This window comes from Azonexus sp. (assembly GCF_047638095.1).
Classification (GTDB): Bacteria; Pseudomonadota; Gammaproteobacteria; order Burkholderiales; family Rhodocyclaceae; genus Azonexus.
Genome location: NZ_JBLJBW010000017.1, coordinates 19,135 through 32,966 on the forward strand (window position 1 = coordinate 19,135; position 13,832 = coordinate 32,966).

At 61.8% G+C, this 13,832-nt stretch carries 11 protein-coding genes and 1 other RNA gene; 6 read left to right on the forward strand and 6 right to left on the reverse strand.

The genetic code is table 11. The features are described 5' to 3' along the window. Nucleotides 1–109: 109 nt before the first annotated feature. The 4 genes from lpdA to ACM62Q_RS06295 are packed head-to-tail and all read right to left on the reverse strand — an operon-like array spanning nt 110 to nt 6,530. Nucleotides 110–1,894: a dihydrolipoyl dehydrogenase gene (lpdA, locus tag ACM62Q_RS06280; protein WP_415034671.1), complete on the reverse strand. Its 1,785-nt coding sequence runs from the start codon at nt 1,892–1,894 to the stop codon at nt 110–112. Nucleotides 1,895–1,906: 12 nt separating this feature from the next. Then, nucleotides 1,907–3,544, reverse strand: coding sequence for a dihydrolipoyllysine-residue acetyltransferase (gene aceF, locus ACM62Q_RS06285; protein ID WP_415034673.1), 1,638 nt, complete (start codon nt 3,542–3,544; stop codon nt 1,907–1,909). Nucleotides 3,545–3,556: 12 nt separating this feature from the next. Then, a complete protein-coding gene (aceE, locus tag ACM62Q_RS06290; RefSeq protein ID WP_415034675.1) occupies nt 3,557–6,232 on the reverse strand; it encodes a pyruvate dehydrogenase (acetyl-transferring), homodimeric type in 2,676 nt (891 codons plus the stop codon). A gap of 25 nt (nt 6,233–6,257) precedes the next feature. Further along, nucleotides 6,258–6,530 (reverse strand): hypothetical protein, encoded by a 273-nt coding sequence (locus ACM62Q_RS06295; protein WP_415034677.1) that lies wholly within the window; start codon nt 6,528–6,530, stop codon nt 6,258–6,260. Nucleotides 6,531–6,576: 46 nt separating this feature from the next. Between ACM62Q_RS06295 and pyrC the strand changes: the two genes are divergently transcribed. Together pyrC and ACM62Q_RS06305 are read left to right on the forward strand one after the other, a co-directional pair. Further along, the gene (pyrC, locus tag ACM62Q_RS06300) at nt 6,577–7,608 is read left to right on the forward strand and encodes a dihydroorotase (RefSeq protein WP_415034679.1); all 1,032 of its coding nucleotides are present in this window, start codon (nt 6,577–6,579) and stop codon (nt 7,606–7,608) included. Between the two features lie 48 nt (nt 7,609–7,656). Then, nucleotides 7,657–8,079, forward strand: a complete 423-nt coding sequence (locus ACM62Q_RS06305; protein WP_415034681.1) for a hypothetical protein — start codon at nt 7,657–7,659, stop codon at nt 8,077–8,079. Between the two features lie 87 nt (nt 8,080–8,166). Here the strand turns inward: ACM62Q_RS06305 and leuA are convergent, their stop codons facing one another. Further along, nucleotides 8,167–9,849 (reverse strand): 2-isopropylmalate synthase, encoded by a 1,683-nt coding sequence (leuA, locus tag ACM62Q_RS06310; RefSeq protein ID WP_415034683.1) that lies wholly within the window; start codon nt 9,847–9,849, stop codon nt 8,167–8,169. Between the two features lie 131 nt (nt 9,850–9,980). Between leuA and ACM62Q_RS06315 the strand changes: the two genes are divergently transcribed. Next, nucleotides 9,981–10,445 (forward strand): Lrp/AsnC family transcriptional regulator, encoded by a 465-nt coding sequence (locus tag ACM62Q_RS06315; RefSeq protein ID WP_415034685.1) that lies wholly within the window; start codon nt 9,981–9,983, stop codon nt 10,443–10,445. A gap of 11 nt (nt 10,446–10,456) precedes the next feature. Here ACM62Q_RS06315 and ACM62Q_RS06320 read toward each other — a convergent pair whose 3' ends face one another. Next, nucleotides 10,457–11,410 carry a hypothetical protein gene (locus ACM62Q_RS06320; protein WP_415034687.1) on the reverse strand — a complete coding sequence of 318 codons (954 nt, stop codon included), beginning with the start codon at nt 11,408–11,410 and terminating at the stop codon, nt 10,457–10,459. Nucleotides 11,411–11,498: 88 nt separating this feature from the next. Between ACM62Q_RS06320 and rnpB the strand changes: the two genes are divergently transcribed. From rnpB to ACM62Q_RS06335, 3 genes are all read left to right on the forward strand, one after another. Beyond that, nucleotides 11,499–11,902, forward strand: an RNA gene (rnpB, locus tag ACM62Q_RS06325) — RNase P RNA component class A. A gap of 115 nt (nt 11,903–12,017) precedes the next feature. After that, nucleotides 12,018–13,148, forward strand: coding sequence for a methyltransferase (locus ACM62Q_RS06330; protein WP_415034689.1), 1,131 nt, complete (start codon nt 12,018–12,020; stop codon nt 13,146–13,148). Nucleotides 13,149–13,220: 72 nt separating this feature from the next. Continuing rightward, nucleotides 13,221–13,832, forward strand: coding sequence for a trimeric intracellular cation channel family protein (locus ACM62Q_RS06335; protein WP_415034727.1), 612 nt, complete (start codon nt 13,221–13,223; stop codon nt 13,830–13,832).

The following is a 13,832-nucleotide window of genomic DNA, read 5'->3' on the forward strand; positions in this document are numbered from 1 at the left end:
CACCCTGTGGCAAAACTTGATGCGCAACGGGGGGGGGCTGTTGCGCCAATAAAACAGGCGACGGTGCGGGGACCGTCGCCTGGGGGGGGTGCGTGTTTGCTGCGTAGCGCTATTTTTTACGCGCTGGCGGCACGTCCGTACAGGAGCCGTGCGCCATTTCGGCGGCCATGCCGATGCTTTCGCCGAGCGTCGGGTGCGGGTGGATGGTCTTGCCGATATCGAGCGCATCGCAGCCCATTTCGATCGCCAGCGCCACTTCGCCGATCATGTCGCCGGCCGACGGGCCGACGATGGCCCCGCCGATGACGCGCTCTGTTTCAGCATCGAAGATCAGCTTGCTGAAGCCGTAATCGGCCCCGTTGGCAATCGCTCGCCCGGAGGCCGCCCAGGGGAACTTGGCGACTTCGACCTTGCGCCCTTCCTGCTTCGCTTGTGCTTCGGTGTAACCGACCCAGGCCACTTCCGGGTGGGTGTAGGCCACACCGGGGATGACCTGGGCATCGAAGGCGGCTTTGTGTCCTGCGGCAACCTCCGCCGCGACGTGCGCCTCATGCACCGCCTTGTGGGCAAGCATGGGATTACCGACGATGTCGCCGATGGCGAAGATGTGCGGCACGTTGCTGCGCATCTGCGCATCGACCGGGATGAAACCGCGTTCATCGACGATGATGCCGGCCTTTTCTGCACCAATTTTTTTGCCGTTCGGAGCCCGCCCGGCGGCTTGCAGGATCATGTCGTAGCGCACGGCATCGGCGTTCGGCGCGCCTTCGCCCGCGAATTTGACCCACAGGCCGTCGTCTTTGGCATCGACGGCCACCGTTTTGGTTTTCAGCATGATGCGCTCGAAACGTTGCGCATTTTGCTTTTCCCAAACCTTGACGGCATCGCGGTCCGGCCCTTGCATCAGGGCGTCGGCCATTTCGACGACGTCCACCTTGGCGCCCAGGGTGGAGTACACGGTGGCCATTTCCAGGCCGATGATGCCGCCGCCGATGACCAGCATTTTCTTTGGAATAAAGCGCAGTTCCAGCGCGCCGGTTGAATCGACGATACGCGGATCGCGTGGAATGAAAGGCAGATGCACGGCGGCCGAACCGGCGGCGATGATGCATTGCTTGAAGCGGATCACCTTCTTCGCGCCGGTCTTTTCTTGCCCGCTGCCGTCGGTGACTTCGACCTCGACGTGCTGCGGATCGAGGAAGTGGCCGTAGCCGCGCACGATGTCGACCTTGCGCCCTTTCGCCATGCCAGCCAGACCGCCGGTCAGCTTGCCGACCACCTTGTCCTTGTGGGCGCGCAGTTGGTCGATATCGACCTGCGGCGGCGCGAAGCTGACGCCCAGATCGGTCGCGTGCTGCGCCTCTTCGATGATTTCGGCAACGTGCAGCAGGGCTTTTGACGGAATGCAGCCGACGTTCAGGCAAACGCCGCCCAAGGTCGCGTAGCGCTCGACGATGGCCGTTTTCAGGCCCAGATCGGCGGCGCGGAAGGCGGCGGAATAACCGCCGGGGCCGGCGCCGAGAACGAGCATGTCGACTTCCAGATCGGCGGCACCGGCATGGCGGGCGGCCGTCGGTGCGCTGGCAGGAGCGGTAGGAGCTGGTGCGGGGCTGGCGGCTGGCGCGCTGTCCGTGTTTTCTTGCGTCGCAGCGCTCGTGCTTTCCACCTTGATCAACAGCGCCCCCTCGCCCACCTTGCTACCCAGTTGCACTAGTACTTCCTTGACCGTGCCGGCGACAGGGCTGGGTACGTCCATCGTCGCCTTGTCCGATTCCAGCGTGCAGATGGCCTCGTCGACGGCGATCGTGTCGCCGGCTTTGACGTAGAGCTCGATGACCGGCACCTCGGAAAAATCGCCGATGTCGGGAACCTTCACTTCATGCAGTTGGCTCATGCGTATTCCCCCTTACAGCGCGACACGGCGAAAATCCGCCAGCAGTTGCGCGATATAGACATTGAAGCGGGTCGCTAGCGCACCGTCGATGACGCGGTGATCGGCGGTCAGCGACAGCGGCAGGGTCAGGCGCGGCACGAAAGCCTTGCCGTCCCAGACCGGCTTCATGGCGGACTTGTTGACGCCAAGAATGGCGACTTCCGGCGCGTTCACAATCGGCGCGAAATAGGTGCCGCCGATGCCGCCGAGCGAGGAAATGGTGAAGCAGGCACCGCTCATGTCGGCCGGCTTCAGCTTGCCGTCGCGCGCTTGTTTGGCGAGTTCACCGGATTCCTGGGCGATCTCGAACACCGATTTTTGGTCGGCGTTTTTGATCACCGGCACGACCAGGCCATTTGGCGTGTCGGCGGCGAAGCCGATGTTGAAGTATTTCTTCAGCACCAGATTGTCGCCATCAAGCGAGGCGTTGAACTCGGGGAATTTCTGCATCGCCTTGACGCAGGCCTTGACCAGGAAGGCGAGCATGGTCAACTTCGCGCCACTACCCTTCTCGTTTTCCTTGTTGAGCAGCACGCGGAAGGCTTCCAGGTCGGTGATGTCGGCATCTTCGTGGTAAGTCACGGCGGGGATCATCACCCAGTTGCGCGACAGGTTCTGGCCGGAAATTTTCTTGATGCGCGACAGCGGCTTGATCTCGACTTCGCCGAACTTGCTGAAATCGACCTTCGGCCAGGGCAGCAGATCGAGCGTACCGCCGCCGCTGATGCCGCCGCCAGCGGTGACCGGTGCAGCGGTCGCGCCGGACATTACCTCCTTGACGTATCGGGTCAGGTCTTCCCTGAGGATGCGGCCTTTCGGCCCGCTGGCCGTCACCTTGGACAGATCGACGCCCAGCTCGCGGGCATAGGCGCGCACCGAGGGCGAGGCGTGGACTTTGCTGCCGACGGGCAGGGGCGGCGGCAAGGCCGTGGCCGCTGCGGCAGGGGTTGGTGCAGCAGTGGCGGGTGACGTGGCAGGCGCGGCGGCAGGCGTGGCAGGCGCAGGGGGCGGGCTGGCCGCCGGGGCTGGAAGGCTCGCGCTGACCGCAGCGTTCGCGCCGCCGTCCACTTTGATCAGCACCGCGCCCTCGCTGACCTTGGAACCCAGTTGTACCAGCACTTCCTTCACCGTGCCGGCGACGGTCGAAGGCACGTCCATCGTGGCTTTGTCGGATTCTAGCGTGGCGATGGCGTCATCGACCTGGATCCTGTCGCCCACCTTGACGTAGAGCTCGATCACCGGGACTTCGGAAAAGTCGCCAATGTCCGGCACCTTGACTTCGACCACGGCACCTGCCGTGGCGGGGGCTGGGGAAGGAGCAGGGGTGGGCGCTGCCGCTGCCGGGGCGGGGGCTGCCACGGCGCTCGCCGCGCTGCTGTCCACTTTGATCAGCACCGCGCCCTCGCTGACCTTGGAACCCAGTTGTACCAGCACTTCTTTTACCGTGCCGGCGACGGTCGAGGGTACGTCCATCGTGGCCTTGTCGGATTCCAGCGTGGCGATGGCCTCATCGATCTGGATCGTGTCGCCCACCTTGACGTAGAGCTCGATTACCGGCACCTCGGAAAAATCGCCGATGTCCGGCACCTTGACTTCAATCAGTTGGCTCATGGCGTGCCCCCCTTAAACCGACAGCGGATTCGGCTTGGCCGGATCCAGGTTGTATTTGACCAGCGCGGCGGCGACTTTCTCGCGTTCGATCCGGCCGTCATCCGCCAGCGCCTTCAGCGCGGCCAGCGTCACCCAGTGGCGGTCCACTTCGAAATGGTGGCGCAGCGCCTCGCGGGTGTCGGAGCGGCCAAAGCCGTCGGTGCCGAGTGTGACGTAGCGGCCCTTGACGAAGGGGCGGATCTGCTCGGCAAAGAGCTTGATGTAGTCGGTGGCGGCGATCACCGGGCCGTTCGTGCCGGCAAGTTTTTGCTCGACGTGCGACAGTTTCGGCGCTTCCAGCGGATGCAGCAGATTCCAGCGGGCAACGTCCTGGCCGTCGCGGGCCAGTTCATTGAAGCTCGGGCAGCCCCAGATGTCGGCTTCGATGCCCCAATCGCTCTTGAGCAGATCGGCGGCGGCGATGACCTCGCGGAAGATGGTGCCGGAGCCCAGCAACTGCACGCGCAGCTCGCCCGCGCCGCCTTCCTTGAAGCAATACATCCCCTTGAGGATATCGGCTTCGGCACCCGCCGGCATGTCCGGGTGTTCGTAGTTTTCGTTCATCACCGTCAGGTAATAGAACACGTCTTCCTGCTCGGCGAACATGCGGCGCATGCCGTCTTGGGTGATGACGGCGACTTCGTACTGGAAAGTCGGGTCGTAGGAAATGCAGTTGGGCACCAGATTGGCGAGGATCAGGCTGTGGCCGTCTTCGTGCTGCAAGCCTTCGCCATTGAGGGTGGTGCGCCCGGCCGTGCCGCCGATCAGGAAGCCCCGGCAGCGCTGGTCGCCGGCGGCCCAGACGAGGTCGAGCGTGCGCTGCAGGCCGAACATGGAGTAGCAGATGTAGAAGGGGATCATCTGCACGTTGTGCACCGAGTAGGCGGTGGCGGCGGCGATCCAGTCGGCCATTGCGCCGGCTTCGTTGATGCCTTCCTGGAGCACCTGGCCGTCCTTGGTTTCCTTGTAGAACATGAGCTGGTCATGGTCTTCCGGCACGTAGTTCTGGCCTTGCTGGTTCCAGATGCCGACGGCGCGGAACATGCCTTCCATGCCGAAGGTGCGCGATTCGTCCGGCACGATGGGGACGATGTGGCGACCAATCTGCTTGTCTTTGAGCAGCATGTTCATGATGCGCACGATGGCCATGGTGGTGGACAGCTCGCGCCCTTCGCCGGAGGCTTTCAGGAGCGCGGCAAAATTATCCAGCGCCGGCACCGGCAGCGGTTCGGCGTAACGGCGGCGCTGCGGCAGGTAACCACCGAGCGCGGCGCGGTGTTCCTGCATGTATTTGTGTTCCGGCGAGTCTTCGGCGAACTTCAGGTAGGGCAGTTCGTCGATTTGTTCATCGGTCACCGGCAGCAGGAAGCGGTCGCGGAAGCGTTTGATCTGCTCGCGGTCCATTTTCTTTTGCTGGTGCGAGATGTTCATCGCCTCGCCCGCGCCGCCCATGCCGTAGCCCTTGATGGTTTTGGCGAGGATGAGGGTGGGCGCGCCCTGGTGCTCGATGGCGGATTTGTAGGCGGAGAAAATCTTGAAAATATCGTGGCCGCCACGGTTCAGACGCCAGATCTGGGTGTCCGTCCAATCGGCGACCAACTCCTTGAGTTCGGGCGTGTTGAAGAAATGCTCACGCACGTAAGCGCCGTCTTTGGCCTTGAAGGTCTGGTACTCGCCGTCCACGCATTCCATCATGCGTTTTTTCAGGATGCCTTTTTTGTCGCGGGCAAACAGCGCGTCCCAGTGGGTGCCCCAGATCAGCTTGATGACGTTCCAGCCCGCCCCGCGAAATTCCGATTCCAGTTCCTGGATGATCTTGCCGTTGCCGCGCACCGGGCCGTCCAGGCGTTGCAGGTTGCAGTTGATGACGAAAACCAGGTTGTCGAGTTTTTCCCGCCCGGCCATGCCGATCGCGCCGAGCGATTCGACTTCATCGGTTTCGCCGTCGCCGAGGAAGGCCCAAACCTTGCGCTGCTTGGCTTTTTCAGCGTCGATCAAATGGCGCGAGGCCAGGTATTTCATGAAGCGCGCCTGATAAATCGCCTGAATCGGCCCCAGGCCCATCGACACCGTGGGGAACTGCCAGAAATCCGGCATCAGCCAGGGGTGCGGGTAGGAGGAAATGCCTTGGCCGCCGGTTTCCTGGCGGAAGTTGTCCATCTGCGCTTCGCTCAAGCGCCCCAACAAAAAAGCGCGGGCGTAAATGCCCGGTACGGAATGGCCCTGGAAGAAAATCAGGTCGCCGTCGTGTTTCTCGCAGGGCGCGTGCCAGAAATGGGTGAGGCCAACGTCGTAGAGCACGGCGGCGGAAGCGAAGGAGGCGATGTGGCCGCCGACGTTGGTGTGTTTGTTGGCGCGCACCACCATGGCCATGGCGTTCCAGCGCACGTAGTTGTGAATCTTGATCTCGATGTCGGCATTGCCCGGGTAGGCCGGCTGCTGATCGACCGGGATGGTGTTGATGTATTCGGTGTTGGCGGAATAGGGAATGTCGATGCCTTCTTCGCGCGCCTGAGCGATCAATTTTTCGATCAGGAAATGCGCCCGCGCAGCGCCTTCGTTGCTGATGACGCCATCGAGCGCCTCCATCCATTCCCGGGTTTCCTGCGCATCCGTGTCGAGCGGCAGGTTGTGTGGCTGATCGGCCATGATTTGTCTCCTACGTTGGTTTTGATTATGTCGCGCCGGACAGGCTCGACCACTTTAACGCTTTACGAATAACTTGCGTGCCGCAATGCAGCACTACAGGCAGAAAAATTTCACAATACAAAATATAAATTCGCATAATGAAACATAGGGCAAAACTATAGCCAAGAAAATCCTGGGTGTCGAGCCTCTCTGCCGCCTTTTCTTGCCTTGTCAGCGGAATTGCTGGTGACCAGGTGGATGCCTGGCGACAGCCGCCTGGGCAGAAGCTGCCCCGGCGCTTGGGGCGGCAGGTTTTCACGCTAGAATCGAAGCTGAATCTTGAATACTGTGCTTTGGAGCGCCCCATGCAACTGACTTTGACCCGCCCGGATGACTGGCATTTACACCTGCGTGACGCGGCTGCGCTGGCCGCCGTTTTGCCGCACACCGCCCGCCAATTTGCTCGCGCCATCGTCATGCCCAATCTGAAGCCGCCGGTGACCACCGTGGCTCAGGCCGAGGCTTACCGTCAGCGTATAGTGGCGGCACTGCCGGCGGGTGCGGATTTCACGCCCTTGATGACGCTTTATCTCACCGACGATACGACGCCGGAAGAAATTGCCCGGGCCGCCGCCAGCGATTGCGTGCACGCGGTCAAGCTTTATCCGGCGGGGGCGACGACCAATTCCGATGCCGGTTTGACGCAAATCGAAAAGGCCTATGACGCCTTGGCGGCCATGGAAGCGCACGGGCTGCCCCTGCTCGTGCATGGCGAGGTGACCGATCCGGCGGTCGACCTGTTCGACCGGGAAAAAGTCTTCATCGATACCGTGTTGCTGCCGCTGACGCGGCGCTTCCCGGGGCTGAAGGTGGTGATGGAGCACATCACCACGCGCGATGCCGCGCAGTTTGTGCGCAGCGCGCCGGCCCAGGTGGCGGCGACCATTACCGCGCATCATCTGCTCTATAACCGTAACGCCATTTTTCAGGGGGGGCTGCGCCCGCACTGGTATTGCCTGCCGGTTTTGAAGCGCGAAACCCATCGGCAGGCGCTTCTGGGGGCGGCGGTGTCGGGCAATCCAAAATTCTTCCTCGGCACCGATTCTGCTCCGCACGCGCGCAGCACCAAGGAATCCGCCTGCGGCTGCGCGGGTTGCTACACCGCCTATGGCGCGCTCGAGCTTTACGCTCAGGCCTTTGAAGACGCCGGTGCGCTGGACAAGCTGGAAGGTTTTGCCAGTTTTTACGGTGCCGATTGGTATGGTTTGCCGCGCAACACCGGCACGCTCACCCTGAGTAAAATCGACTGGCAGGTGCCGGCCAGCTACCCCTATTTACCCGGTGACGACATCGTGCCGCTGCGCGCCGGTGAAACCTTGCGCTGGAAGCTTTTGTGATTTTTGTTCCCACTAACCGGCCTTCTTGAAGGCACCGAGGAGATTGCCATGCTGCTGCGCCGATTCCTGCCCGCCGTGCTCGTTCTGCCTCTTTTGAGCGCCTGCGTTGATGACCAGGCTGCCTGGTCGATCGACGGCAGCCGCGAACACACTTTGTCCGTGGTGCGCGAACAGCCGGTACCTTGGGATAAAAAAGTCAATTACTACGTCGTGGTGTCGCGCATGCCGGTATGTACCCGCCGGCACAGCCTGGGAGCGGGCGCAGAGAACACCCAGGTTGAGGTTTACCGGGTCCCCTCCGGGGCTTACATCGTCAAAATGGGCAAAAAAATGTACGCCACCGAATCGCAAACCTGCGAATCCTGGGCTCGCCTCGACGGCGAACCGGAGGGCGGTATGGGCGAATTCGAGGGCATCTTCCGTCTGCAGAAAGGCAAGTTCGTATTCGTCCAGGGGGCGACTTCGGAGTAGGCGAAACCCACGGCGGAACAAGGCAGTAGAACGGCAAAAAACCCCGGAAAAAGCCGGGGTTTTTGCTGAGGCTCGCGCAAAACGGCGTTAGTTTGCCGGCGTGCCGACGCGATTGATGCCGCTGACCAGCGCCTTGATCGAGGCGGTGACGATGTTGCTGTCGATGCCGACGCCGTAGCCTTCGTTGCGTCCGTCGGCGGCCATTTCGATGAAGGCGACGGCGCTGGCATTGCCGTCGTCGCCGGCCGGCACCATGGAGCGCTCTTCATAGCTGCGCACCTGCGCCTGGATGCCGGCGCTGCCCAAAGCGTGCATGGCGGCGTTGATCGGGCCGTTGCCAGCACCGGTGAGCACCTGGCTTTGGCCGGCGATATCGACGGTGAGTTGGATGCCTTGCTGGCCGTTGTCTTCAAATAAATGGTGGCTGCGGTAGCGGATGCGCTCGCCGGCTTCGAGATAGGTTTGCGCGAACAACTGCCAGATGCCCTCGCCGCTGATTTCGCCGCCCCGGCTGTCGGCATGGCGTTGAACGACGCCGGAAAACTCCACTTGCAGGCGGCGCGGCATGACCACGCCGTACTCGTGTTCCATGATGTAGGCGATGCCGCCCTTGCCCGACTGACTGTTCACCCGAATGATGGAATCGTAGCTGCGGCCCACGTCAGCGGGGTCGATCGGGAGATAGGGCACTGACCATGGCTCATCCGCCTTTTGCGCGGCAAACCCCTTCTTGATGGCGTCCTGATGGGAGCCGGAGAAGGCCGTGAAAACGAGATCCCCGACGTATGGGTGGCGCGGGTGGATCGGGAGCTGGGTACAGTGTTCGTAGGTGCGGGCAATGGCGTTGATGTCGGAGAAATCAAGCTTGGGATCGATGCCCTGGGTGTGCAGATTCAAGGCGAGGGTGACGAGATCGACGTTGCCGGTGCGCTCGCCGTTACCAAAGAGGCAGCCTTCGACGCGGTCAGCGCCGGCCATCAAGCCGAGTTCGGCGGCGGCAATGGCGGTGCCGCGGTCGTTGTGCGGATGCACGCTGATCAAGACACTGTCGCGCCGTTCGAGGTGGCGGTGCATCCATTCGATCTGGTCGGCGTACACATTGGGCGTGGCGACTTCCACCGTGGCCGGGAGGTTGAGGATCACCTTGCGCGCCGGTGTCGCGCCCCAGGCGGCAGTGACGGCATCGCACACTTCCTTGGCGAATTCGAGCTCGGTGGCGGTGAACAACTCCGGGCTGTATTCGAGCACGATCTCGGTTTCCGGCATTTCAGCGGCCAACTGGCGGATGAGATGCACCGCATCGACCGCCATTTTGATCACTTCGGTCTTGCTCATGCCAAAGACGAAATCGCGAAACGACGGACAGGTGGCGTTGTAGATGTGGATGATCGCCCGGCGCGCGCCCTTCAAGGATTCAAAGGTGCGCCGGATCAAGTGCTCGCGCGCCTGGGTGAGCACTTCGATGGTCACGTCCTCGGGGATGTGGCCGCCTTCGATCAAGCCGCGCACGAAATTGAATTCGGTGTCGGAGGCCGAGGGGAAGGCAATTTCGATCTCCTTGAAGCCGATGCGGCACAAGGTTTCGAACATTTCCATCTTCTTTTGCAAATTCATTGGCTCGAACAAAGCCTGGTTGCCGTCGCGCAAGTCGGTGGTCATCCAGATCGGTGCCTGGGTGATGGTTTTGCCCGGCCATTGGCGCTCGGTCAATTGAACCTGCGGAAAAGCGCTGTATTTGTGGCCGCTATCGGCGGTTTGGGCTCGTGACATGATCTTGTTCCAGAAAAATTTACGATGGCGCAATCTTAAGGAAAAAGACGTGGCAGGTGCTTGCGTTTTGTGGCATTGTTGGCTTTTAATTGGCAATTAAATTGCGTAAATAAAGCAAAACGGAGAATAAAATGGATCTTGATCGCTACGACCGGGAAATTCTTACCGTTTTGCAGGCCGACGGGTGTATCAGTAACCAGGATTTGGCCGAACGTATCGGCTTATCGCCCTCGCCTTGTTTGCGCCGGGTGCGCGCCTTGGAAGAGGCTGGTTTCATCACCGCGTACCGGGCGGTGCTCGATGCCAAAAAGCTGGGTTTGAGCCTGATGGCTTTGATCGGCATTTCCATGGGTCAACACACGCCAGAGCGGTTTGCCAGCCTGGAATCGGCCATTGCCGACATTCCCGAAGTGCTGGAATGCCTGCTCATCACCGGCCAGCAATCGGACTACCAGCTGAAAGTGGTGGTGCGTGATATGGACGATTACCAGCGGCTCTTGCTCAACAAAATCACCCGCATCCCCGGCGTCACCGGCGTGCACACCAGCTTCGTCCTGCGCCGCGTGGTCGATCGCGGGGCTTTGCCGGTGGGCTGATCTCCCTGCGCTCAGGCGCTCACGCTGATGTTGCTGCCGCTGCTGCTGGCCTCGGTGCCGCCCGTATTTTCATCGGCCGTGCTCAACTCGCCGAGTGCCGAGTAGAGCGGATTGTCGCCGCTGCGCAGACTGTCGTCGAGCTTGCGTAGGGCGTGCTCGATGTCCTCGTAGATTTTTTTGCTTTCTTTGTCGTGCTGGAGCGTTTTTGCTTTGAGTAGATCGGCGACGTGCTTGAGCAGTTTGTTGGCGTCTTTGAGCAGGGTGCGCAGGGCTTTTTCGTCCTGGGCGTCGCTGTTTGCGGCGGGGCTGTTGATCTTGTTGCCGGAGGGATCGTTGCGGGCGTCAGCGAGTGCGCTGTTTTGCTCGCCTTCTGTTTTTTCGTCGGTCGCTGCACTGGCAGTGGCTTCGCCGGCCAGCCGCTCGGCCTCGGCGCTGCCGCTGGCGGTTTCTGCACCCTCGGCTGGCGCACTGGCGGCGGTGAGTGCGCCAGTATCGGCCTTGCCCTCAGCCTTGTTCTCGGCCTTGTCCTCGGTCGTGTTTTGCGCGCCTGCTGCGGTATCGCCGTTCGCTGCGTCGGTGTGAAAAGTCAGCGCGGGCGTGCTGCTTGCGCCCTGACCACCGAGTTCTTTGCCAAGTGCCGCCAGTTCCTTGGCAATTTGCTTCAACTCTTGGGCAAGCGCTTTGTGGTTGCCGGGGGGGAGCTTGGCCAGCATGTCGCGCAGCATTTCCAGGCGTTGCTTCAAATACCCGGCGCGGGCGGCGGCTTGTTTTTTCGGGGAAAGCTGTTTTTTCATCTCTTGCAGCGCACTTAAACTGTTTTGCATATTCTCCAGTTGTTTTTTGCGCAATGCCTGCAAGCTGTTTTTGGGCGGCTCTTCCGCCTCCGCTCGGAGCTTGCTCGGGTGTTGTTGTGTGGCGAGCGCGGTGTGCGGTTTGAGTGCAAGAGCAGTGATTTTGCTGAACATATTTATGACTCCTGATTTTCAATGCTCTACGACCGTACAGAGAAAACCTTGAGGTGCGGGCTCCGGCTATGGCTATAATTCGCGCCGGAAAGTCGGCCAGGCAATCGCTGGATACCCGTGGGCAACCGCGGTATCGGGAGGAAAGTCCGGGCTCCAGAGGGCAGGATGCCAGCTAACGGCTGGGTGCTATAGGTCGCACGACGCAAGTTGCGCGATCAAGGCAACGGAAAGTGGAACAGAGAGTAGACCGCCGTTTGGGTTCGCCCAAACGGTAAGGGTGAAAGGGTGGGGTAAGAGCCCACCGCGCCGGCGGTAACGTTCGGTGGCACGCTAAACCCCATCCGGAGCAAGACCAAATAGGGAAGCATTAGGCGTGGCCCGCGCTGCTTCCGGGTAGGTTGCTTGAGCCTGTCGGTGACGGCAGGCCTAGAGGAATGATTGCCGAACCTCGCAAGAGGGGAACAGAACCCGGCTTATCGGCCGGCTTTCCTTTGGTTTTGTTTTGCCTGGTTTTGCCCAGTTACCCGGCCCGCTTGTGCGCCGGGTGCGTCCATCATCTGCTCGCCGCAGCGCTGTGCGGCGGCGACACGTCTGGCTGTGATTCTGCATGAACGATCTGCCGCCCTATCTGGAGTGGAGTGACCAAGGCCGTTTGCGGCGGGCGCGCTGGCGCAGCGAAGCCGGCCTGGCGCTGCCGCAGGTTTTGGAAATGGCCGATGAAAGTTGGTCGCTTGCGGCCATTCTGGACGCTTTGCGCAGCGGTCGGCATCTGCTCTGGCGTGGCGACTGGATTGCCGCCCGCCGCCTGTTGCAGGCGCTGACACCGCGTGCGGACCAACTTTTTCGCTTCCAGCCGGCGGCTTCGCCGGCTGCCACCTTTGCCCGGCACCGGGCGGTGCAGGGCGAGCGGGCGGCCTTGCTGGCGCGCCTGCTGGTGCCTCTGGGGCCGGATTACAAGCTGCAACTGGCGCGCGCGCAAGATGTACGCGCCGCCTGCCGGGCCGCCTGGGGCAAGCCGGACGGAAATAACAGCGTGGTCGCCTTGCGTGAAGTGCTGGCGCTGGTCAGTGCCAGCGAATGGCAGAAAAAAGGCGTGCCGGTGCCTGCCGCCGGTGGGCGTATTCATCCCCGCTATGGCGTGTTCTCCCCATTGCGCGGGGAATACATCGATCTGGTTGCCACCGCACTTTTGCCTTCCGGGGCAGCGCTGGCCTTTGACATCGGCACCGGTTCCGGCGTGCTGGCAGCCGTGCTGGCGCGGCGCGGGCTGCAGGTGGTGGCGACCGATCTGGCGGCACGGGCGCTGGAGTGTGCAGCGGACAATATGGAACGCCTCGGCCTGGCCGGTCAGGTGAGCGTGGTCAAGGCCGACCTCTTTCCTCCAGGGCGGGCTGCCGTGGTGGTCTGCAATCCGCCCTGGTTGCCGGCGCAGCCGACTTCGCCCGTCGAAATGGCGGTTTATGATCCGGATTCGCGCATGTTGCGCGGCTTTTTGCAGGGACTGGCCGCCCACCTGCTGCCCGGCGGCGAAGGCTGGCTGATTCTTTCCGATCTGGCCGAGCATCTTCTTTTGCGTTCGCGCCATGAATTGGAACAGTGGATCGATGCGGCGGGTTTGCGCATCATTGGGCGGCTCGATACCCGCCCCGGACACGCCAAAGCGCAGGATGCAGGCGACCCTTTGCACGCGGCGCGCGCCGCCGAGGTGACGTCGTTGTGGCGGCTGGTGGTGCAATGATTTTCAGCGAGGTAGGTAATGAGCGCACTGTATGACTTTTTTCAGACCGATTGGACGCAGCAGGTCGATTTCATGCTTTTCATCTACCTCGTGGCCATTACGGCGGAAGCCATGTCCGGCGCGCTGGCCGCCGGGCGGCGCAACATGGACGCCTTTGGTGTGGCGGTGATCGCCTTCGTTACCGCCTTGGGCGGCGGCACCATCCGCGATGTCGTGCTCGGCAATTACCCGATTGGCTGGACGCAGCATCCGGCCTACGTTTATCTCGTTCTCGGTTCGGGCCTGTTGACCATGCTCGTCGCACCCTATATGCACCACATGAAGCGCATTTTTCTCATGCTCGATGCGCTGGGTTTGATCGCTTTTTCGTTGATCGGCAGCAGTATCGCCCTGCAACTCGATTACCCGGTGGTGGTGGTGATCATGGCCGGCATGCTCACCGGCATCAGCGGCGGCGTCCTGCGCGACGTGCTGTGCAACCAGGTGCCCATCGTTTTTCGCCGCGAACTCTACGCCAGCGTCTCGCTCACCGTCTGCGCCCTCTACCTGATCCTGCGCGAATTGGGCGTGGATGCAGGAATCAACACGGCGATCTGCTTCGTCGGCGGCTTCGTTTTCCGCATGCTGGCGATCCGTTTCGGCTGGAAATTGCCGACGTTTTCTTACCAGCAGCGCTGGGATTGA